The organism is Myxococcus eversor (assembly GCF_010894455.1).
Classification (GTDB): Bacteria; Myxococcota; Myxococcia; order Myxococcales; family Myxococcaceae; genus Myxococcus; species Myxococcus eversor.
The window spans coordinates 834223-855010 of the sequence record NZ_JAAIXY010000001.1; the positions used below are offsets into that span (position 1 = coordinate 834223).

Consider the following 20788-nt stretch of genomic DNA (forward strand, 5'->3'; position numbering starts at 1 on the left):
CGGATAGGAAGATCGGCGTGAAGGCCCCGACCCTAACTCCCGTTCTCCCCGACATCCCCGTTCGCACGGTCGCAGAGATGGGCATTCGCGAGCTTGAGCGCATCCGCCTCATCTTGCGAGGGGGCTCGGTGATCGACTGGCGGCGAATGCACTTCCAGGCCCGGGACGAGGTCGACCGGTTCCTCCGCCTCTGTCAGCTCGATGTCTCCCGCCCCTATGACGAGGCATGGGCCCGCCTCGTCCTGTCGGAGGCCGTGGCGTACCTTCGGAAGACCTTCAACTACCGGGTGGCGGACGCGGTCGCCAAGCCCGAGGAGATTCACGACCTCTTCCTGCTGGCCTCTGGAGCGAAGGGCAATGCCCGGCACCGACGCATCGCCTGTGTCGTGCTGAAGGTGATGCACGTCATCCAGCACATCGAGGGAAGAGACCTCCTCTTTCGCCTGGCCATCTCCGAGGCGGAGCTGGCGGAGCTGGTGATGGAGAAGGTGCTGAGCGTCGCGCGCGAGATGCAGGAGAAGGGGTTTCCCGTGGTGGAGTTCGCGCATTCCATCAAGACGCAGGACTCGCTGGTCACCAAGCTGCTCGCAAAGAAGGAGACCGTGGCGGCCCAGGTCTATGACCGGACCCGGTTTCGTGTGGTGACGCGGTCCCGCCAGGATTTACTTCCTGTCTTGTATTACCTTACGCAGCGCCTGTTTCCCTTCCATCTCGTCGTGCCCGGTCAGACCGAGAACACGCTGCTTCCCTTCAAAAGCGTGTTGGAGGAGTACCCTCATTTCGAGCAGTTCATCCCGAATCTCCACCTGGACAGGAACTACGAAGACCGCGAGGACCGGAGCGGCAACACCTTCTCTGGCAGCAGCTATCGCGCACTCAACTTCGTGGTGGATATCCCGGTGCGAATGGATGCCTATCTGCCGTTGCCTGAAGAAGACACGCGGCCACGGAAGGGCCGCGTCGTCATCTCACTCGTGGAGTTCCAGATTGTCGACGCGGAGACCGCGCGGCAGAACGAACTCGGTGAGAACTCGCATGAAGCCTACAAGCGCCGCCAGAAGAAGCGAGTCCTCAAGCGGCTCAGCCAGGGCCTCGTGGTGCCGAAGCGTGGACAGTGACCGTTCAAGTCATCTCACTGGTTGTGTCTGAAGACAAAGACGTCTGAAGTCGCCCCGCTGAGCTCATGCCATGCAACCATGGCATGGCCGGCGGCGTCGAATGCCAGGGAGGGGCTGAATCCGCCGGTGCTCGCGCCTGACTGGGCATTGAGGGGTGGGCCGAGCCTGGTCCACTGCTCGCCGTCCCACCGGCTGACCACGACGACTCGCTCAAGAGCGAGGAATCCGCTCCATGCGACCACGGGGCTCCCTTGCTGGTCGATACCGAGAGAAGGTGCCTCATTTGAAGTGAGGCTTCCGTTGGGCTTGTTCCCCAGGATGTTCCAGCGGCTTCCGTTGTGATGTGCCACGAAGATGTCGCCGCTCGTACTCGACTTGGGAGCTTCGACCCAAGCGACATACGGATTGCCAGCACCATCTATCTTGATTGAAGGCACTGATGCGGTGCTGTGATCGGGGTTGAAAATCAGAGGGGCACCAATGGGAATCCAGTGATCCTTCAGCACCGTGACGCCACGATATTCCGAGGTCTGGGAGCTGATGATGGCTGTATACGCCGCGAAGATGGAGCTCGACCCATAGGTTGTGACGGCGACGTTCCATCGTTGGAGTTCTTCGCTGGGGAACGAGGCCTGAGAGTCTGTCCAGTTCGTGCCCCCTCGCTGGAGGTTGAAGCTGGCGATCTGATTGGAAGTCCCATTGTAGAAATCAGCATACACATGGAGTCTCCCATTCCCATCCACGGCAGCCGAAGCCCGGTCACGCGCAGCGTTTGTGCCGGGGCTCAGTGCCGGAAATTCCGGGAGAGGCAGCCATTCGGTGCCGGTCCACCTTCGACCGTAGAGGTTTACGTGGATTCCATTGGACAGTTGTTCCTCCCAGATGACGATCGGGGTGTTTGTGCCATCGATAGACAGTGTTGGACGTCTTGCGTGCGTGCCGCTGTCGGGCACGGCGCTCAATGCTGTCCCGAGAGACAGCCACTGCACACCATCCCATCTGGCCACATAGATGTTCTTTGTCACTCCGTCGGACTCAGACCAGGCGATGACTGGAGCACCGTCTGTTCCCACCTTCATCACCACGTTCTCCGCGGACGTGTTTCCGGGATACGCGCTGATGGCGCCGCCCATGGGGAGCCAGTAGGGGACGGTGAAGCTCCAGGCCCCCGAGGCCCCCAAGGGATTGCCCGCGAGGTCCGTGAGGGGGTTCTCGGTCGTCCCCAGTCTCACGCTCACGGTGCTCGACACGGGTAACGGTGACAGGGCGGTGAGCGTGAGCGTGCGACCATCGGCCGACAGCTCCCCCGAAGCGGCGAGGGCGACCCCTCCATTGCCAGAGAGGCCCACGTTCGAGGCCGTCACGCTCGACGCCCTCAGCGGCTCGCTGAAGGTCGCCTGGACCGTCGTATGGACGCTCACCAGCGTCGCACCTCGGGTGGGTGTCCACGTCGCGACCTGAGGCGCCGTCCGGTCCACCACCACGGTCCGGGTGACGCTGGTGAACGTCCCGCCTGCTCGTGTCGCACGAGCCGACAAGAGATGCTCTCCCTCGAGCTCACTCCTCGTGTCCCATGCATACGTATACGGCGGGGACGTCCACGCGGTGAGCACGGTGTCCCCCTTCAGCAGCTCCACGGTCTCCGGCTGGCCGCCCTCCACGGAGACTTCCACCGACAGGCTCCCGTTGACCGAGCTGAGGGACTCGGAGGGGGAGACCCAGGACACCGCCAGTTCACCCAAGGGAACGACGGTCAGCGAGACGACTTGCTCCCGACTGACTGCCCCGGCGATTCCTCTCACCGTGAGCGCAACCGGCCCAGGGGCAACGCTCGCTGCGACGGTGACGGTCAACGTACCCAGGTTGCCAGTGGTTGGAATGGTCACCGCTGGCGCCGAGATACCCTGCGGTGGATTGACCAGTGCAACCGACACGGTTCCACTGAAGCCCTGTTTGCGGACCAGGTTGACCTGGAAGCTCTTCGTTCCACCCTGGAGGGCCGAGTCCTCCGTCGGGCTGACTCCCAGCTCGAAATCAGGTGACTGAGCTCCACCACCATCCGGCGTCGAGCCTCCATCGGGGAGCGCACCTCCCGCATCGGGTGGCTCCGGCGGATCCACGATGTCCGGAACATCGATGCACCCAATCCACAGGAAGACCGCGACAAGGGGGACGGAAAGGCGAAGTCGGTTCGTCATGAAAGGAGCCACTGTGCAGGGTGCGTTCCACGCTCTGGCCCCCCCTTGGGAGCCCATCCCGGCCCCCAGATGCCTACCACGACGGCGTCAGCTCCGGTTCCCCTCGGCCAGCTGTGCCCCTGGCAGCCCGTCCGTCGCCATGGACCTCCATCCGTGAACCGCAACGCCCCGTGAAACGAGAAGCCCGCGCCCCTCGGACTCCTCCGAGCAGCACGGGCTTCACCGTCGACATGAACCTGGAGGACCGACCCGGCCCTACTTCTTCTTCCGGTTCTTCTTCTTGTTGTCCTTCTCGCGCTTGCGGCGCTCCTTGATGGCGTCGCGGTCCTCGGGCTTCCCGCCGGCGGCGGGAGGGGCGTAGCCCATGAGGCGGGCCTTCGCCATGGCGGCCTGACCCATGGGCGGCGTGTAGCCGGGAGCCACCTGCGGCAGCTGCATGGGCATCCCCATGCCGGGCATGCCACCGCTCATCATCTTCTCCATCATCTTCGGGTCCCCACCGAACATGCTGGAGAGGTCCATGTTGCGCATCTGCGACAGCTGACCCAGCTGCTTGAAGCCGGGGATGCGGCCCAGCAGGCCCGGGTTCTGGCCGATGCTCCCCATCACCTGCTGCATCATCCCGAACTTCTGCAGCAGCTCGCGCACGTCCTCCGGCTTTCGTCCGCTGCCCTTCGCGATGCGGCCAATCCGGCTGGAGTTGATGAGGTCCGGACGCAGGCGCTCCTTCTCCGTCATCGAGTCGTACATCGACTCAATCTTGGTCAGCTCCTTCTCGTCCGGATTGAGCTGGTCGGTGAGGTCGCCGAAGAGGGGGAACTTCTCCAGCAGGTCCTTGAGCGGACCCATCTTCCGCACCATGCGGATCTGCTCGACGAAGTCCTTCATCGAGAACTGGCCGGACAAGAGCTTGCGCGCGTCGTCCTCGGCCTTCTTCTCGTCGACGACCTTCTCGAAGTCCTTCATCAGGCCGACGATGTCGCCGAACCCGAGGATGCGACCCGCGAGGCCCTCCGGGCGGAACTCCTCCAGCTTGTCCATCGACTCGCCCATGCCGAGGAACTTGATGGGCTTGCCGGTGACTTCCTTGATGGAGAGCGCCGCGCCGCCGCGAGCATCGCCATCCAGCTTCGTCAGGATGAAGCCATCCAGGCTCAGGCGCCGGTCGAACTCGGCGGCCGTGCGCACGGCGTCCTGACCAATCATCGCGTCGCACACCAGGAGGATGTTGTCCGGGTGGACGTTGGTCTTGATGGACTCCAGCTCGTTCATCAGCGCTTCGTCGATGGCGAGTCGACCGGCGGTGTCGATGATCACCACGTCGCACTTCTGCTCGCGCGCGGCGGCATAGCCTCGGCGGGCCAGCTCGGGTGGCTGCACGCCGGGCTCGTGGTAGACGGGCACCTTGAGCCGCTCACCCAGCACCTTGAGCTGATCCACGGCGGCGGGGCGGTAGATGTCCGCGGCGACGAGCAACGGCTTGCGCCCCTGCTGGAGCAGCCGGTTGGCGAGCTTCCCGGTGGTCGTCGTCTTGCCGGAGCCCTGGAGGCCCACCATCATGATGCCGGAGAGCTGCCCCTTCGGCTTGAGGTTCAGGCTCGTGTCGACCGGCCCCATCAGCGCCTCGAGCTCGTCGTGGCAGATCTTGATGAAGTGGTCCATCGGGCTGACCTTGCGCTTCTGGCCCGAGGCATCGGTGATGGTCGTCTGGACGAGCTCGCCGACGGCCTTCTCGCGGACGCGGGCGACAAACTTCTTCACCACGTCGAAGGCGACGTCGGCCTCGAGGAGCGAGACGCGGATGTCGCGCAGCGACTCGTCGACCAGCTCGGGGGTGAGCTCGCTCTTGCCGGCGAGGCGGTTCTTGGCGGCGCGGAAGCCCTTGGTGACGGTCTCAAGCATGGGGGGCGCTTTATAACAGGGGGAAGGTGGGATGCGACCGTGGAGCGCATCCCGGACGTCGAAGAGTGGAGAGCCGGGCACCCGGGCCCACCCGCCCGGGGTGGCCCAGGGCTTGGACCCCGAATTCATCAACGCTCTTGAGGGGTTGGAGCATCCCCAGCCGCCCGGATGCAGGACTGGGGGGCAGGGGAGCCTCCTCCCAGGGCCTCCGGATGTCCATGGCGCCCCCTGGGCGAAGCCATCCCCTGTGCGCGCGGCGCGGCTACCGCGTGAGGAACTCCCGGCGGCCACCCGTCGGAGTGGCCCGGGGTTCCGTCAACTGCGTGCGCAGCCACCGAGTGAGCAGCTCGTCCGCGAGCCCTTCCACGCTCGTCGCCTCGAAGAAGTGGGAGACGGGCATGTCGATGGACAGCTCGGTGCGGATGCGTCCGGTCAGCTCGATGAGCCGGAGCGAGTCGAGCGCCAGCTCCTGGAGCGACTGGAAGGGCGCGTCCGGCATCTGCCCCCTGAGCGCGACCTGGATGACCGTGCTTCGCAGGTAGTCCCGCATCAGCACCCGACGCTGCTCCGGCCGGGCGATCCTCATCGCCGCGAGCACTTCCGTGGAATCGACCAGGGGCCCCACCGAAGGAGCACGCGCGGGCTCCGAAGTGACAAGCCCGGGTGACGGGGTGACTCGCGGGGCGACGACGTCGGGGAGGAAGGCGGAGAGCGCCTGCCCCGGCGCGGAAATCGCCTGCTCCAGGATGGTCACGAAGTCGCGAAGCAGCTTTGCCGCCCCGTCCGCGTGGAAGCGCTGGCGGGAGAACTTGAGCGTGCCCGAGATGACGCCCTGCTCCTCGTGGAGCGCGAGGAACAGGTCGAAGTCGCACGTGCCGCCCTCGAGTTCGACGGGCTCGATGTCCAGCTCCGCGAACTGGAGCGGGGGACGCGGCGCGTGCTCAAAGGCGAAGAGCGCCTGGGAGAGGGGCTCTCCGCCCAGGTCGACTCCGTCCAGGAGCTGCATGGGGAGGTCCTGATGTGCCAGCGCGCCCGCGACGACTCCGCGCACCTGCTCCAGCAGTCGCTGGAAGTTCGGGTCGCCTCGCAGGTCTGCTGGCAACACCAGCAGGTTGACGAAGTAGCCGATGAGGTGCTCGGTCTCCGCCTGAGGCCGGTTGGCGATGGGGCTGCACACGAAGTGCTGCTCCTGCCCACCGGAGTGGCGGTGCAGCAGGACATGGAACGCGGCGAGCAGCACCATGTAGACGGTAGCGCCCTCCTCCTGGGTGAACTGGACGATGGCGTTGGCGAGCTCTGGGGAGAGCGTGATGGGCAGCCGCCCCTGCGCGCGCGGGCCCCGCGTCGCCACATTCCCCGCGAGGGCAGGCGAGGCGAGGCGGGGGCCTTGCAACCGCTCCTTCAGGTGCTCCCGCCAGTACGACTGAAGCTCCGCGCGGGCACTGCCCTGGAGCCACTTGCGTTGCCAGAGCGCATGGTCCGTGCAGCGCACGTCCAGCTCCGTGAGGCGCGAGCGGCCCCCCTCGTGGAAGAGCGTGTACAGGTCCGAGAGGTCCCGGAAGAGGACGTCCTGGGACGCGTCGTCGTAGATGATGTGGTGGAAGTTGAGCAGGAGGACGTTCTCCCGCGCGCCGAGGACGAACAGCGCCGCGCGGAAGAGCGCACCCCGCTGGAGGTCGAACGGGCGCCAGGCCTCTCGATGCAGCGCCTCGCGCAGCCGGGCCTCCTGCTGCTCGCGTTGCGGTGCCCCGTCGCGCAGGCTGATGGTGGGGAGCACGAAGGCGCCGGGCGAGCGGACGCGCTGGACGACCTTGCCTCGGCTGGACTCGAACGTGGTCCGCAGGGACTCGTGACGGTGCTCCAGGGCCTCCAGGGAGAGGCGCAGCGCGCGCCAGTCCAGCGGGCCGGAGAGGCGGAAGGCCACGGGCAGGTGGTACGCGGTGCCGCCCGGGCTCGCCTGGTCCAGGTACCAGAGGCGCTCCTGCTGAAGGGAGGCGGGCGGGTCCTCGACGTGCTCGCGCGGCACCAGCGGTGGGGCTTCCGAGCGCAGCGTCCGCAGCCGCTGGAAGGCCCTCCAGATGTCCGGGTGCATCAGTCGGACTCCTGGTCGCCACGGCCGCGCAGCCGGTTGTCGGTGTCGCTCGCCACTGTCGGGTTCACGGATGCTCACTCCGGCTTCAGGGAATACGAGGTCCCTCGGGTCGATGGCCCGATGGGGCAGACACTGTCTTCGTGAGGTGGCTCACACGAGCTGTCGCGCGTGCTCCTGGAGCCGGACCCTGTCTTTCTTCCCTGTCGTCGTCTTCGGCAGGGCTTCGCAGGCGTCGATGCGCGCGGGAATCATGTAGCGGGGGAGATAGTCCGCGCAGTGCTGCCGCAAGTCCTGGGGGCTGGTGCTTGCGTTGTCGCGCAGCACGACGAAGGCGCGCAGCTCGTTGCCCGTGAGCTCGTCCGGGAGGGTCAGCGCGGCGCTCTCCTCCACATCCGGATGGCGCAGGAGGACCTCCTCCACGGCGCTCAGCTCGATGCGATGGCCTCGGACCTTGACCAGGTCATCCCGTCGGCCCAGGAAGCACAGCGTGCCCCCGCGCTCCCGGATGACGCGGTCCCCGGTCCGGTAGGCGAGGGGATGGCCCGGAATGGGGCCGAGCACCTGCCGCGTGCGCTCCTCCATGCCCCAGTAGCCACTCATGAGGGTAGGCCCCGCGACGCACAGCTCTCCCTCCTCGCCGTCTCCCGCCAGGACGCCGTCATCGCGGACGACGAAGACCTCGTCGCCGCAGCAGACCTGGCCGATGGGCAGCGGCGCGGAGCGCGCGAGGTCCGCGGGTGTGACGACGTGGAACGTGCAGACGTTCGTCTCGGTGGGGCCGTAGAGGTTGAAGTAGCGGGGCCTCGGCAGGGTGAGGACGAGCTGGCGCAGGTACTTGAGCGGGAAGACCTCACCGGCGAAGAGCACGGTGCGCAGGCTCGGGAATGCGTGCCGCGTCAGCTCGCCTCGGGCCACGAGCTGGGTGAGCGCCGAGGGGACCGAGTACCAGATGGCGATGTGTCGGTCCGCGATGAAGTCCGCCAGCTCGCGAGGGAAGACGGACAGCGAGGAGGGGATGAGCACGAGCGTCGCCGCGCACTTCGCCGTCGCGAAGAGGTCGAAGACGGACAGGTCGAAGTGGAAGGGCGCGTGACTGGAGACGCGGTCCGCGGCCCGAACCCCCGCGATGCTGGCCGCCCAGTCGACGAAGGCGTGAGCGGCGCGGTGGCTGAGCATGACGCCCGTGGGCTGCCCCGTGGAGCCGGAGGTGTAGAGGACGTAGGCCAGGTCCTCGGGCGAGGACTCGGCGAGCGGCTCCAGGGGGGCGCTGGACCCGGCGCGCACGTTGGCCCAGGTGAGCGTCACCGGGCCGCCCTGCTCGGGGGGAGCGCGGAGCGTGTTCGTCGGGCGCGCTTCCACCAGGATGATGCAGCGCAGGCTCTCCACGTCTCGCAGGGCGGAGTGCCAGGCGGGAGTGGTGAGGACGCCGGAGAGCGCGCAGTCGCGGACGATGAACTTCACGCGCCACTCGGGGGAGGCCGGGTCGATGGGGACGTACGCGGCACCGGCCTTCATGATGCCGAAGAGGCCGACGACGGCCTCCAGGGACTTGTCCAGGTGCAGGCCCACGCGGGCGCCCCGGCCGATGCCCTGCTCGCGCAGCGCGCGGGCCACCTGATTCGCCGCCGCGTCGAGCTCTCCATAGGAGAGGTTCCGCTCCGCGTCGAGGACGGCGAGGCGAGCGGGGGCGGCCCTGGCGCTGTCTTCAAGATACTGGAACAACATGGATGTGTTTCTCCGTCAGAGGCCCATGGAGCGGGCCACGAGCTCTCTCTGGAGCTCCGAGCTGCCGGAGAAAATCCGGCGCCCGATGCGTCACGGTGTTCTCGCTCCATCTCCGTCGCGGTGAGGTCGCCGAGCCCTCAGTGGACGACGTGTTCATGAGCAGCATTCTCCGAGGTGGCGCCGCGATGAATCCTGTCTTTGAACGCGCTGAGGATGGACGGATGACAGGGGAATGTCGTTCGTCCCGGGGTCTGGTGCCCGCGCTTCCTTCAGGACAGTGAATTCCAGGATTGTCGCCGAATCTGAGAGGTCGGCGGACCGCGCTCGTCGAGCGGACGACAAGGGGCGTGCGGGGAGGGCACGAGTGTCCGCGCGCTCACAGGTCGAATCCGGATGGAGCGTAGTGGAGTCCGAGCCGGTGCGCCTTGACGTGTCAGCTCCAGGCCTTGAAACGTCAAGGCAATGGACTGACGTATCAGTGCGAAATCGCTGGTTTTCAGGGGCTCGCGTGAGAGGCATTGGTATGGGGCTCGTTCTCCTGTGAGGAGCCTCATGAGTCGATACCTGCGGCGAGACGCCAATCCGCTCGACTACGACAATGCAAGGGCGGGAACTGACCGTGCTTCCGCAACGCTCCTCCTGTGGTGTTGGAAGGAGTGGTTGCCTTGGGATGGGTGGTTACTCCGGGTCAAGCGCCCAGGTTCCTTCTTCCCAACGCTTCAGCGCCTGCTGGGCTCCAAATGGTATCAACCCCTGCCCCTTGGCTGCTTCTTCCAGGACCGCTTTGGCTTCGACCGTCCGATACCGGAGCAGATGGGCAGCGGCCATGACACGCACGTCCATTCGCTCATGCTTGAGCAGCACGGCGAGCGCGTCGCGCCCGGCATTGCCCTGAGCCAGGAGCTTGTCGACGGCGTCACCGTACTTCCTGGCGTGCTTGTTCCCGGTCTTGGCGTCGCCACGGAAGATGGCCTCGTTCTGCGCGACGACGTTCTGGGCGAACTGCTCGACAAGATCCTCCAGTTTCATCTCCAAAGCCCCTTCCTGATGTTCTCGATGGCCAACACCCCGAAGTCACGCTGGGCTTCGAAGGACTGAGTGCTCAACCATTGCCGAACGGTCAACGGAGAGCCTGTGATATCGCGTCGAACCGACGAATAAAAGGCGCTGACGTCGGTGTGCAGTTTCGTGTCCAGCGGGATGACGTTCTCGGTGTTGTGGAGAGACTGGGGGCCGAAGCGCTTCACGTTGCCCGGGGTCTGTTCGACGACGTGGTGCCATTCCTTCCCTGGGCCTGCTGGGCCCAGGGCCTTCTTGAAGCCACTGAACGAGCCCCAGGCCCTGTAACCAGGAGGGCGAGCTTTCGCGGCGGTACCGCTGCTGCTTGTGCCTCTGGCTGCCATGGCCAGCGCGCCGGGCGCGAGAGCGATGGTAATGGTCTCCGCGTTCACGGCCACCGTGCCCACGTCCGCGACCGCGGCGAGACGGATGCCCATGTGCGCTTCGGCCTGCACCGCCGCCTGCGCGGCACCGGGGAGCATGGGCACCTTCGACCCCATCCCAGCCGCCGTGTTCCCAATAGCGACCGTGGCCAACAGAACGAACGCTCGCGCCGCGTTGCGGCCCATGACCTCGCCGTAGCGCTCTCCGGCCTCGCGTAGTTCGTCGAACGAGGTGGCTTGCCCTGCCTCCTCCACCAGCCGCTTGAAGCCCATGACAAGGCTCCAGAACGTATCGATCCCCACGTAGGCAATGAGCGAGGCCGTCATCACGGCCGCGGCACCCTTCGAGAAGGGCTCGGGCACCGCGAGCAAGATACAGTAGGTGGTCCACGTCCAGAGAACCGCCGACATCATGGCCTGCGGGTTGGCCATGTCCTTGAAGCCGTCCATCATTTCGTCCACTACGGCGCCCTGGGCCAGGGCCATGGCCAATGCGTAGCGGCCATCCCCGGAGACAGTGGGACTCTCCACCAGGAGACGCAGGCAATCTCCGGGCTTGTTCGTGCGCTCACACCAGCGCAGATAGGCGCGCGTCAACCCCACCTCTATCGTGGTGGGTTCTCCCTCTAGATGTTCGCCTGGTCCCAGCGGGACGCCACGGTGGCTACGTGTCTCGTACAGGTACGACCCACTGCGCGAATCCATCTCGAACAGCCGCCGAGCCGTTTCCTGGGGACGCGTGGAAGGCCGAGCACTACGGGCCAGTGTTTCCAGGGCTTCAACGAAGTCGTCCTCGTCCAGCTCCACTGGTGCGGCATCGTCGCCGCGTGGAGTGAGCACGATGGGCTCGCCCTGGTCTGTGTGAAGACGCACGGACTTCGTGGTGCTACTGCAGCCGGCCAGCAGCACGAGCAGCAAGGGCAGTGACCCTCGTGACCGCATGCGGCGCCCTCCTCTCGCTGGTCTCCTTTCAGTGGGGCCCATCGTCGATACGAAATCGAGCAATGTCAGCTATAGCAGACAGACGCTCTGGGTTGATTTGGTGAGCCGAGCGCGTGGAGCTGGCGGTGTGCTTGCTGGAACGGCACGCCGGAGAGCGTGATTGTGCGCAAGCCACCCGGTCCCCACAGATTGTGGGTGAACGGCCCCATTGCAGTCTCTGGCGTCGCTTCCGCTTCGACCACGAGGCCCAGAGCATACAGGCCGTCAGAGGGACCGGGCTGGTGGGAAGTGGCTACGCTCGTCCATCGTACTCCTGCAGGAAGCGCCAGTCCTCCGGCACGCAGTACGCCGAGGTTCCCGGTTGAAGCACCCTCCGGTGATGCTGGGGGCGCTCTCATACCCGCCCGCGCCGAAGTCCACGACGACCGCCTCGCCGTCCGAGGCCCGTACGACGACGTTGCTTTCCTTCAGGTCCCGATGCACCACCTTCGCCCGGTGCACGTCGCTCAGCCCCCGAGCCGCACCGAGCACCTTGAGCACGACCTCACGAGCCGAGGGGTTCTCCTTTCTGGCCCACAGCCCGGAAGCACGCTGGGATGCAGGGGAGGGTTCTATCCGCCTCGCCTCGGGCGGGGTGTGTAGGGGCGGTGTTCCTGGTCATGTCCTCAACCCGCAAGGGAACTCGTATGGGTTCCACCCGCGAAGTCGCGTGAAGGGGGGTTGGACCTAAAAGGTATATTATCGTTGAATCTGATGGGTAACATGCTCGGATGGCCGTTCACGCGGCATCCTCCCCCTTCCCCAGGTCTCCCCATGAACGAGAATCTCGCCCAGAGGATTGGAACCCAGGTCCGCTCCGCCCGGCATCGAGCGGGCCTGTCGCAAGAGCAGGTGGCCGAGGCCATCCAGGTGCCGACGCTGGTCCTCAGCCGCCTGGAGCGCGGGAAGCTGCTGCCCACCCTCCCCACGCTGGTGAGCCTGTGCGGTGTCCTCCGTATCCCCGTTGCCTTCCTCCTGGGCGGCAAGCCCCCGGAGGTGCCTGCCCCCAGCAGGACCGTCCAATAGGGGCACCGCGAGGCGCGGTGTTGCTCGTGCATCGACATGGCCACCGAGATGCGGCAGGAAGAAGCGTCCGCGAGGCGTTGGCGCTCCTGCCCGCGCCAGACCTTGGCTCTCGGTGTTCCTGGTACCCCGACGCATGAACGAAGAACTGGCGATCCGTATTGGAAGTGCCGCTCGAGAGTCCCGGGGGCAGCTCGGGCTCACGCAGGCGGAGGTGGCCGAGAAGCTGGGCCTGGCGCACATGGTCTACAGCCGGCTGGAGCGCGGGAAGATGCTGCCCAGCGTCCAGACCCTGCTGCGGATGTGCTCCGTGTTGCGACGCTCCTCGGACGAGCTGTTGGGCCTCACGGATGGAGAGGAAGGGGCGAAGCCGAGCAAGGGGGCGCGTGGACGGGGTGGAGCGCCCAAGCTGCGCCAGCTCACCGGCCTCGCGCGCAAGATGGATGAAGAACAGCTCGATGCCCTCGTGAAGGTGGCCCAGGTGTTGTTGCGCTGAAGTGGCGCGGGCCCTCACGTGGGCCCGCGTCGTTCGCGGCGATGCTCCGCCGCGCGTTCTCACTCTTCGTTCGGTGTGGGTGTGGCTGCTTCTTTCAGGGGCTATTCGTCATGAACCTGTAAGGCATTGCCCAGACGTGAAGAAGGATGCTGTTCGTGTGTTGGCGCGGCGCCCGAGGGCGCGTGCGGGGCACCATGGCCAGAACCGGAAGGGTTTCCTCACCGATTCCAGCCAGTTAGAAGTGCACGAGCCGGGAATCGAACCCGTATCCGAGTGGTGCGCAAACCCAGCAGATTCGCGCTCTTACCTCGCAACCCCTTGGAATGATTCGGAATCGACGTCCCGCCTCGTGCCCTGTCGTACCGCCATGGTCCAGCGCGTTCCGCAGGTTCATGCGACATACGTGCAACATGGCGGGGCCTAACGGAGGCCGTCTTCAACCCGCTTCGAGAGGGGCCGAGCGACAGGTAACTCGGCCCCTCTTGTTCCTACGGTTGGGCCTGGAGCGGCTTCAACAGTCCAGCTCGGTCCAGCAGCTCCCGCACCCGCTCAGCCAGCGCCACATGCTCCGGGTTGCTGGCTGTGAAGCGCTCGGGGGTGAGGACAATCAGAGTGCCCTTGTCCTCTACCTTCTCGATGCGCACCGGAGCGGGAAGGGGGGGCACCGTGCCTCGATGCCGCGCGAGATAGGTCACCCACCCAACGTAGGGCGCTTTCGGAATGCGCCGAGTTTGGACCATGTCCCGATGCGCGTGCGACATGGCAATGCTCCAATCTGGATCCCACGCAAGCGCCATGCCCCTGACTGCGGCACTCAGTACACGCGAGGTGAGCACTCGCTCCGCATTCGACCCATGGCCGAGCGTCGGCAACTCCAGGACGCAGGCATTCGAGACAGCCTCAGAGTAGCATCCACAGAGAATCCGCAGGTCCGCGCTGTCGTAGTCCCCTCCACCATTACCAAACCAGAATGAGAAGCCTAGCTCTTCTATAGCTGGCCCCCCCTTCTCGCGATTGACGCCTCGCCGGAATAGCTCGGTGAGCGTTGGCACATCGGGAGGCATCAGCGGATGCTTGCGCGCATCCTTGATCGACCGCGTGGGCTTGTACCACTGGGCCAGGAAGGGGTCGCCCGGGGCAAGGAAGTCAAGAAATGACGCTGTACGCCGAGCGCACTCTTCGGGTGACTCTCTACGGGGACCCCAGTAGGCCCCGGCATAGTAGGTCTCGGGGTAGCCCTTCACGTTAGCTTGACCAGTCACGGTATTGTTCGCTCAAAGAGCTGGGGTGTAGACAACTCTGATCTCGCTGAGTTGGTTGTCCTCGAACAACCGCCTGATTGCATTGGCCACCTTCTCCTCTGCAATGTGCCATTCAATAGGGACACCAGTTCTCCGCACCATGTCCACCTGACGCTGAGCCTGCTTGACTAGTTCCGCCGCACCAGAGTTCTTGAACCACTGCTTCGGATTCAGGTTGTCGAGGAACTTGTTTGCATAGCCCGGTCCCTTCGCCTCCTGCAATATGCCCTTCCCGTACCCATCGAACTTCACGCCTCCGCTGCCCTTGCCTACGCCACCGACCCAGTATGCCTCGTCGGCAGTGTGGCCCGTGATTTGTTCCTGGTAGCGCCGCGCACGGGGGGACATGGATTCCTTGGCCGGCCCCCACTGTCCAGGCCCCTTGGAAGGTCCCCCCTGCTTCGCCGCCGTGGCCGCACGCTGGAGGATGATGGCGGCTCCTGGCCCACCGCTCAGCACCGCCGCAGCTCGCCCCACTGGCACCGCCACGCTCTCCATGGCGAGTGCCCCTTGCGCGGACAGCGACAGGACCGGCACTTCCGCCGTAGCGAGCGCCGCACCTTGAAGCGTGCGCGTTGCAGATGACACCGTGCCCCACGTGGCGATGATGTTCGTCACCAGCTTGGAGACGGCCTGAATCTGCTCGCCGCGCGTCATGTACTGGAAGCGCTCCATGTACTCGGGTGACGACTCCATCAATGCCACCACGGCAGCGGGCATCTGACGGAGTGCCGCGAGGTTGTCCGCGGGCGACGTCGAGAAGAACTTGCCCACCGCCAGCGCCAGCCCGACGAAAGCTTCTTCTGCTCCGTCCAGCGTGCGACTGATGACGTCGGCATCGTCGTGGACGTCCGCCAGTGGGAATCCGTCCACCTCCCGCAGCTCGTCGTTCAGCGAGCGGAAGACACCCGTCCGCCCGTCGTAGAAGCGGCCCAGCTCGAAGCCGTGCGCTCGGAAGCTCCCATCGCGCCACTCCACGGGGGACACCCGCTGTTGCGTCCTGCCACTGCGCACCCACGCGAGGCAACCGTCAGGACGGAGGACCGCCAACTCCGTGAAGCGCCCCACACGCCGCACCAGTTCGGCGCGCGACACTTCGCCCGTGTCCAGCACCTCGCGCAGCATGAAGCCCACCGCGACGCGTGCCGGGAACTGCCCCAGCGTCACGTCCTTGACGGTCAGCGCCTTCAGCAGTCGCGCGGCGTGTGTCGGCGTGAGCGAACTGCCTGCCACGGGACGCGCATCTTGGTCCCCAAGCCCTGCGTCACGAAGCAGCGCATCGAACGCATCGCTCCTCTGTCCGCGGGGGTGACGAGCCTCTGGAGCGTTCTCCCCGAGAAGCGCGGAACGCTGCTGGAAAGTGCCCCTGCGAGTCGAGGGTTCAATTCCAGCGCATCCCGTGACGAAGGGAACGGCGCACAGTATCCAGAGGACAGCACGCATTCAGCACCCCCATGCCACTCTCCAAGGAAGGCAAGTGGGTTGAATGCTGGCATTCCCGTCTGACAAACGGCTGGGAACCGTCTGCGCGGCGGAATCTTACAACGTCACCCCGACATGGCTCGGAGTCCCGTCCACGTTGCGGGGCCGGTTAGCGCGCATTGTCCAAACCCAGTCCCAACGAAGCGAACGCGCCAAGCCGCAACGTCCCTTCCGATGTCGGGAACAACAGGGGGCCGCTCGTGCCCAGCACATAGAGTGTTGATGGTCTCCAAGAAGCGCGGGAATCTGGTCAGGGGTGGACCTTGCGTTCCTACGTTCTCGTCGTCCAGGTCAGCACAGCGCTTGCGCCTGAGCCGAGGACGAGGGGTCCGCCGAGAGAGGGATATGGGTCGAGGGAGACCGAAAACTTGTGGACGGCCCGTGGAGCCAGTGAGGTCCGCTCCCGCGCGCGTCTCCCAGAAAGACGGAAGGCCCACCAGTAGCGGCTGGAGGGCCATCCTTGGAAGGCGCGCCCTGGTGTGTGTGAGGGGCGGGCCGGTGAGAGGGAAGTAGCGCACTCCGGGGCGTGGCGCCAGGTGCGTGTACCGGGCCAAGGTGAGCACCGATTCCGGACCAAGCCGAGCAGCGCGCCCTCTTCGCCCGCGCCAGCGCGTACACGCGCAACGGCCAGCTCGTGGACGTCATGATTCCGGGCGCCGACATTCTCCGGGGAGGGTGCAGCTACACGCAGTGGCTCAACCCCCCCCCTTCCAGGGGCTCGGTGCCGTGGGCGCGAAGCTGGCGACCTGGCGCGTGTCCCGGGAGATGTACGCGGACCGTCGCTCCCCACTCTGGGGCTCGCGCCTCGTCCTCATGGTGCATGACGAACTGGTGGCGGAGCTGCGCGCGGACTGCACCAACCGACTTCACGACGCCGCCGAGCGCATGGCGGAACTCATGCGGCAAGCGATGCGCGAGGTGGCGCCGGATCTCGCGGGAGCAATCGAGGCCGAGCCCGCCCTCTCGCGCGTGCTCTCAAAGGAATCGGCCACGGTGAGGGACGGCACAGGGCGTCTCATGGTGTGGGAGCCGGAGGAAAAGGAAGGCGGCCTGATCTCAGGGACTGTCACTTACTTCCGTTCAACCGGGAGAAGTCGATGAACGCGTCCCGCTTCCAGTAGAAATTGAACGCTTGAACAAGTTCGGCGGGGCTGACATCGGGCTTCTGCCGCCGGGCATTTTCGACAACACCTGAAGCATCCAAGACGGAGAGAGTTCGCCTCAGCGCAAAGCGCTGTGCAGCTTCGGGTAACTCGTCCGAGTACAGGTCATGCTCAAGCACCATCGTCCGGGCCTTCACGTCGAACGGTGCGCCTTCTTCCACGTACAGCGCGCGGGCGCGCATCGGATACGAGCCGATGTTTGCCAGTACGTTTCCCAGCCACTCAAATGAGTTCATGCGGCGCGCATAGTACCCCAGTGACCTTCAACGCGGACTCCCCTGCGGGCCTCTCGCCGCGCATTGGAACCGGTCGCGGAAAGTGTCCCCATTGAAGAAGGAGTGAGCACAACACCTCCCTCCGAGAATCCCCCCGAGCGCCGCGCCACGAAGCTCGTCTCCATTGACCCTGGCCTTCGGCATTGCGGCGTCGCGTTGTTCGACGTGCCGGTGCACGAACGCGCGTCACTCCTGGCCGCCGGGCTGCCGAAGAACCCCGAGCGTCAGGACGGCGAGCTGTCGCTGGCCTCGTGGGCATCCATGGCCCTCGCGGTCCGTGAGTGGCTCCGTCCTCGCGTGGGTGACGAGCCCTTCCAGCTCATCATCGAGATGCCCCGCGTCTACTCAGCCGCGCACCAGAAGGGCGACCAGAACGACCTCATCCAACTGGCGGGCGTCGTGGGGATGCTCGGTGGCTTCTTGCCGAACGTCGCCAGCCGTCGCAGCATCTACCCGCGCGACTGGAAGGGCACCGTCGACCCGGACGCGTTCATCGAGCGCATCAAACAGCGCCTCGACGCCGCCGAGCATCTTCGCGTCGAGCTGCCCAGCGCCGCCACCCTCCATCACAACGTCTGGGACGCCGTCGGCATCGGGCTTCACGCCCTTGGTCGCCTCGCGCCCCGCCGCGTCTTTCCGAGGTAGCCATGTCCGAGCCCCTCTCTACTGGCCCGGAAGCTCTCCCTTCCTTCCTCACCGTGGAAGAGGCCGCCACCTTGCTACGAGTGAACCGAAAGACGCTCTACGAGGCCATCCGGCTCGGGCAAGTGCCGGGAGTCGCCCGCATCGGGAAAGCCCTCCGCATCCGCTGCGACGCACTGGTAACGTGGCCCTTGGGTAAGGGCCGCGATTCTGCGCTTGGGAGTCGACGATGAGCGTCAGGTTGCGGAAGTGGACGACGAAGGAAGGGAAGTCAGAGGAGGCGTGGCAAGTGGACTTCGTGTTTCAGCACGCGGACGGACGGAAACAGCGAGTCGTGAAGTTCTCGCCCGTTCAAACTCGCCGTGGTGCTGATGCCTACGAACGCGACCTGCGCAACGGGACCTTCGGAAAGGAGAAGATGCCGGGGGAGGGGAGCGCGCCTACACTGGAGCAATTCACGCCGCGATTCCTCACCTTCAGCGAGAACAACAACAAGCAAACGGAAGGAGTTCACGTCAAAGCGAGCTATCCAGAAGCGGCAGAACAGCGGTCCAAAGCCCCTGAGCTTGAAGACCATCAACAACGTTCTGACTGTACTTCATTCGCTCCTGGCGCTCGCAGAATCGTATGAGGTCATTCAGCAGGCACCTCGCGTGAAGCTCTTCGGGAGACTCCCCAAACCCCAATTCGACTTCCTGTCGTTTGAGGAAGCCGAACATCTTCTCTCGTTTGCCGAGCCTGAATGGCGCGCCGTGCTGTTCGTCGCAATCAAGGCCGGGCTGCGTCAGGGGGAATTGGTTGGGCCCCAGTGGAATGACCTGGACCTGCCGCGCAGCACGCTCAACGTCCGCCGAGCCATCTGGCGAGGGGTGGAGGGCTTGCCGAAAGGCGGTCGCGAGCGGTCGGTCGAACTGCCTGCGTCCGTGGTGTACGCGCTCAAGGCCCACCGACACCTTCGGGGTCGATTCGTCTTCTGCCAGGAGGACGGACAACCGCTCACCAAAGGCAAGATGTCGGCACCGCTTCTTCGTGCACTTCGAGCGTAACCGACCGACGGCCGGCGTCCTGACCTGGGGTGGTCCCGCCGGTTCACTCCGGCATGCGACGACCAGGTCCGGATGAGTGGAAGCAGTTGGTGGAAGAGTTCGAAGCGAGTGGGGTGAGCCAGAAGGAGTTCGTGGCGGAGCGGGACGTCTCTCTCGGCGCCTTCCAGTACTGGCTGTACAAGAAGTCCAGGTCCGCGCCGGAGCGGAGGTCCGCATCGGTGGACAGGCCCCGGGCGGCGTTCCTTCCCGTGGAGGTGGTCACATCTGCCGCGCCCCGGGCACCAGAGGGACTCATGCTCGAGGTGGCGCTGCCGCGCGGGAGACTCTTGCGCTTCCCGGAGGGCACGCGGGCCGAGTACCTCGCGCACCTCTTGGCGGTGCTCGGCTGATGCTGCTGCTCCCCCGGGCGGTGCGAATCCTGCTGGCGCGTGAGCCGGTGGACATGCGTAACAGCATTGATGGGCTGGCGGCGATAGTGCGCGGTGAGTGGAAGGAGAACCTCTACGCCGGGCACCTTTTCGTCTTCGTCTCGCGGCGAGGGGACAAGGTGAAGATTCTCTCCTGGGACGCAGGCGGCTTCGTCCTCACCTACAAACGTTTGGAGCAGGGCCGCTTCCGCCTGCCTGCCTTCGCCGAGGACGCCCTGGGAGCGCAGTTGGATGCCACCCAACTGGCCATGCTGCTCGACGGAATCGACGTCTCGCACGTCAGGAGGCCAGGCAAGTGGGCACCTCCCCCAGCCGCCGAGGCAATTCCCGCCACCGGGGGGCTGGTTTTCCCAGCGAGATGGCAACGCTCTCCCAGACGCACCAGTGCGAGTGGCGTGAGCGAGCCGAGGGGCTCGAGCGGGAGAACCACACCCTCAGAGAGCGCGTGGGCAGCATCGAATCCCAGCTCGCGCTCCTCCAGCGGACCGTCTTCGGCAAGAAGAGCGAGAAGCTCCCCCGTGTCGAGGACGAGCTGCGCAAGGCCTCGGGTGGCGCGCCCAGGCCGCGTGAAGCGACACTGAAAGAGCGGCGGCTGAAGCGTGAGGCACGGGAGGCATTGCCCGAACGGCTGATTCCTCATCGCGTTCCCGATGAGGCGCGGCGGTGCCCGTCCTGCGGCGGCACGGCGTTGAAGCCGCTGGGCCCTGGCAAGCGGACCGACCTCATCGAGTACGTGCCCGCGCACGTGGAGCGCCAGGTCCATCTCCAGGAGACGCTCGCTTGCCCATGTGGCGCGGGCATCCTCACGGCGCCCGCGCCGAAGGCCATTGAGCAAGGCCAGTATGGCCCGGGCTTCCTCGCGCACGTGGTGGCGGCGAAGTGCTGCGACTCGATTCCGCTCTACCGCCAGGCCAAGGCCCTTGCCCGTGCGGGTGTGCCCGTGGCGCGCACCACGCTGTGTGACATCTTCCACGAGGTGGGCCGGGCCCTGGCGCCGCTCGCCTCTCGCCTCCTGGCCCTGGTGAGAGAGTCTTCCCGGGTGCACGCCGACGAGACACCTCAGCGCGTGCTGGACGAGGGCAAGACGCGCAGGGCCTACGTCTGGACCTTCCGCACCGATGAGCTCATCGCCTACGTCCATAGCGCCAGCCGCTCTGGCGTCACTCCGCTGGAGGTCCTCGGAGGCACCCAGGGCTATCTGCTGGTGGATGGCTACACGGGCTACAATCGCGTGACGCTGCCAGACGGACGCGTGCGCGTGGGGTGCTGGGCTCACGTGCGCCGCAAATTCTTCGAGGCGCTCACCACCGCGCCCGAGTCCAGGACGGCGCTCGACTTCATCCTCGCTGTTGCGAGGCGAGCTGGTTGATGGACGAGCAATCCGCCTGGTTGATGGGCATCACCGAGCGCGAGCGTGAGCGAGCGCGCTCGGAGATGGGAGCGGCCTACTGATTGGCGGAGTCGGTGTCGAGCA

Annotated in this window: 18 protein-coding genes and 2 pseudogenes; 10 read left to right on the forward strand and 10 right to left on the reverse strand. The window is 65.7% G+C overall.

The genetic code is table 11. The features are described 5' to 3' along the window. Positions 1-17: 17 nt before the first annotated feature. Positions 18-1118, forward strand: a complete 1101-nt coding sequence (locus G4D83_RS03380; protein WP_163862688.1) for a TIGR04552 family protein — start codon at positions 18-20, stop codon at positions 1116-1118. Positions 1119-1132: 14 nt separating this feature from the next. Here the strand turns inward: G4D83_RS03380 and G4D83_RS03385 are convergent, their stop codons facing one another. The 7 genes from G4D83_RS03385 to G4D83_RS45850 all read right to left on the reverse strand — a co-directional run bounded on the left by G4D83_RS03385 (position 1133) and on the right by G4D83_RS45850 (position 11959). Next, positions 1133-3316 carry an Ig-like domain-containing protein gene (locus G4D83_RS03385; RefSeq protein WP_163862689.1) on the reverse strand — a complete coding sequence of 728 codons (2184 nt, stop codon included), beginning with the start codon at positions 3314-3316 and terminating at the stop codon, positions 1133-1135. 255 nt (positions 3317-3571) lie between these two features. Continuing rightward, the gene (gene ffh / locus G4D83_RS03390; protein ID WP_163862690.1) at positions 3572-5218 is read right to left on the reverse strand and encodes a signal recognition particle protein; all 1647 of its coding nucleotides are present in this window, start codon (positions 5216-5218) and stop codon (positions 3572-3574) included. 262 nt (positions 5219-5480) lie between these two features. After that, positions 5481-7310, reverse strand: a complete 1830-nt coding sequence (locus G4D83_RS03395) for a condensation domain-containing protein (RefSeq protein WP_163862691.1) — start codon at positions 7308-7310, stop codon at positions 5481-5483. Between the two features lie 150 nt (positions 7311-7460). Next, positions 7461-9035: an amino acid adenylation domain-containing protein gene (locus G4D83_RS03400; RefSeq protein WP_163862692.1), complete on the reverse strand. Its 1575-nt coding sequence runs from the start codon at positions 9033-9035 to the stop codon at positions 7461-7463. 678 nt (positions 9036-9713) lie between these two features. Beyond that, the gene (locus tag G4D83_RS03405; protein WP_163862694.1) at positions 9714-10064 is read right to left on the reverse strand and encodes a DUF2019 domain-containing protein; all 351 of its coding nucleotides are present in this window, start codon (positions 10062-10064) and stop codon (positions 9714-9716) included. Further along, the gene (gene sitA5, locus G4D83_RS03410; protein WP_163862697.1) at positions 10061-11419 is read right to left on the reverse strand and encodes a SitA5 family polymorphic toxin; all 1359 of its coding nucleotides are present in this window, start codon (positions 11417-11419) and stop codon (positions 10061-10063) included. The genes G4D83_RS03405 and sitA5 overlap by 4 nt, the downstream gene beginning before the upstream one ends. Before the next feature lie 264 nt (positions 11420-11683). Beyond that, positions 11684-11959, reverse strand: a complete 276-nt coding sequence (locus G4D83_RS45850) for a hypothetical protein (RefSeq protein ID WP_338041898.1) — start codon at positions 11957-11959, stop codon at positions 11684-11686. 273 nt (positions 11960-12232) lie between these two features. Here G4D83_RS45850 and G4D83_RS03420 point away from each other — a divergent pair, with 273 nt between their 5' ends. After that, positions 12233-12484 (forward strand): helix-turn-helix domain-containing protein, encoded by a 252-nt coding sequence (locus tag G4D83_RS03420; RefSeq protein ID WP_240356118.1) that lies wholly within the window; start codon positions 12233-12235, stop codon positions 12482-12484. Positions 12485-12617: 133 nt separating this feature from the next. Next, complete coding sequence (locus G4D83_RS03425) at positions 12618-12977, forward strand: helix-turn-helix transcriptional regulator (RefSeq protein WP_163862701.1); 360 nt, start codon at positions 12618-12620, stop codon at positions 12975-12977. 488 nt (positions 12978-13465) lie between these two features. Here G4D83_RS03425 and G4D83_RS47075 read toward each other — a convergent pair whose 3' ends face one another. Together G4D83_RS47075 and G4D83_RS03435 are read right to left on the reverse strand one after the other, a co-directional pair. Continuing rightward, on the reverse strand, positions 13466-14239 hold the full coding sequence (locus G4D83_RS47075; protein WP_163862704.1) for an Imm52 family immunity protein: 774 nt from the start codon (positions 14237-14239) through the stop codon (positions 13466-13468). 12 nt (positions 14240-14251) lie between these two features. Further along, on the reverse strand, positions 14252-15511 hold the full coding sequence (locus G4D83_RS03435; RefSeq protein WP_240356120.1) for a Tox-REase-5 domain-containing protein: 1260 nt from the start codon (positions 15509-15511) through the stop codon (positions 14252-14254). A 975-nt stretch (positions 15512-16486) separates the two neighbouring features. Between G4D83_RS03435 and G4D83_RS03440 the strand changes: the two genes are divergently transcribed. Next, complete coding sequence (locus G4D83_RS03440; RefSeq protein WP_240356121.1) at positions 16487-16861, forward strand: hypothetical protein; 375 nt, start codon at positions 16487-16489, stop codon at positions 16859-16861. Here the strand turns inward: G4D83_RS03440 and G4D83_RS03445 are convergent. Beyond that, a complete protein-coding gene (locus G4D83_RS03445) occupies positions 16827-17159 on the reverse strand; it encodes a DUF7716 domain-containing protein (protein ID WP_163862708.1) in 333 nt (110 codons plus the stop codon). The genes G4D83_RS03440 and G4D83_RS03445 overlap by 35 nt on opposite strands. 102 nt (positions 17160-17261) lie before the next feature. Here G4D83_RS03445 and G4D83_RS03450 point away from each other — a divergent pair, with 102 nt between their 5' ends. The 6 genes and pseudogenes from G4D83_RS03450 to tnpC all read left to right on the forward strand — a co-directional run bounded on the left by G4D83_RS03450 (position 17262) and on the right by tnpC (position 20683). Further along, positions 17262-17843, forward strand: a complete 582-nt coding sequence (locus G4D83_RS03450) for a hypothetical protein (RefSeq protein ID WP_163862710.1) — start codon at positions 17262-17264, stop codon at positions 17841-17843. Positions 17844-17845: 2 nt separating this feature from the next. Continuing rightward, a complete protein-coding gene (locus tag G4D83_RS03455) occupies positions 17846-18073 on the forward strand; it encodes a helix-turn-helix domain-containing protein (protein WP_163862712.1) in 228 nt (75 codons plus the stop codon). Beyond that, positions 18070-18880 (forward strand): annotated as a pseudogene (locus tag G4D83_RS03460) (tyrosine-type recombinase/integrase); the annotation flags it as partial. The gene G4D83_RS03455 and the pseudogene G4D83_RS03460, both read left to right, overlap by 4 nt. 59 nt (positions 18881-18939) lie before the next feature. Continuing rightward, positions 18940-19275, forward strand: coding sequence for an IS66 family insertion sequence element accessory protein TnpA (gene tnpA / locus G4D83_RS03465; protein WP_163862714.1), 336 nt, complete (start codon positions 18940-18942; stop codon positions 19273-19275). Then, positions 19275-19586 (forward strand): annotated as a pseudogene (tnpB, locus tag G4D83_RS47165) (IS66 family insertion sequence element accessory protein TnpB); the annotation flags it as partial. The gene tnpA and the pseudogene tnpB, both read left to right, overlap by 1 nt. Positions 19587-19672: 86 nt before the next feature. Next, positions 19673-20683, forward strand: a complete 1011-nt coding sequence (tnpC, locus tag G4D83_RS03475) for an IS66 family transposase (RefSeq protein ID WP_240356122.1) — start codon at positions 19673-19675, stop codon at positions 20681-20683. The last annotated feature ends 105 nt before the right edge of the window (positions 20684-20788 follow it).

What these genes read in the sequence shown, in the direction of transcription:
- G4D83_RS03420 (WP_240356118.1), top strand. Translation starts at nt 12,233, where the DNA reads ATGAACGAGAATCTCGCCCAGAGGATTGGAACCCAGGTCCGCTCCGCC.
- G4D83_RS03385 (WP_163862689.1), bottom strand. Translation starts at nt 3,316, where the DNA reads ATGACGAACCGACTTCGCCTTTCCGTCCCCCTTGTCGCGGTCTTCCTG.
- G4D83_RS03425 (WP_163862701.1), top strand. Translation starts at nt 12,618, where the DNA reads ATGAACGAAGAACTGGCGATCCGTATTGGAAGTGCCGCTCGAGAGTCC.
- tnpA (WP_163862714.1), top strand. Translation starts at nt 18,940, where the DNA reads ATGCGACGACCAGGTCCGGATGAGTGGAAGCAGTTGGTGGAAGAGTTC.
- G4D83_RS03455 (WP_163862712.1), top strand. Translation starts at nt 17,846, where the DNA reads ATGTCCGAGCCCCTCTCTACTGGCCCGGAAGCTCTCCCTTCCTTCCTC.
- G4D83_RS03395 (WP_163862691.1), bottom strand. Translation starts at nt 7,310, where the DNA reads ATGCACCCGGACATCTGGAGGGCCTTCCAGCGGCTGCGGACGCTGCGC.
- G4D83_RS03405 (WP_163862694.1), bottom strand. Translation starts at nt 10,064, where the DNA reads ATGAAACTGGAGGATCTTGTCGAGCAGTTCGCCCAGAACGTCGTCGCG.
- sitA5 (WP_163862697.1), bottom strand. Translation starts at nt 11,419, where the DNA reads ATGCGGTCACGAGGGTCACTGCCCTTGCTGCTCGTGCTGCTGGCCGGC.
- G4D83_RS03445 (WP_163862708.1), bottom strand. Translation starts at nt 17,159, where the DNA reads ATGAACTCATTTGAGTGGCTGGGAAACGTACTGGCAAACATCGGCTCG.
- ffh (WP_163862690.1), bottom strand. Translation starts at nt 5,218, where the DNA reads ATGCTTGAGACCGTCACCAAGGGCTTCCGCGCCGCCAAGAACCGCCTC.
- tnpC (WP_240356122.1), top strand. Translation starts at nt 19,673, where the DNA reads ATGGCAACGCTCTCCCAGACGCACCAGTGCGAGTGGCGTGAGCGAGCC.
- G4D83_RS03400 (WP_163862692.1), bottom strand. Translation starts at nt 9,035, where the DNA reads ATGTTGTTCCAGTATCTTGAAGACAGCGCCAGGGCCGCCCCCGCTCGC.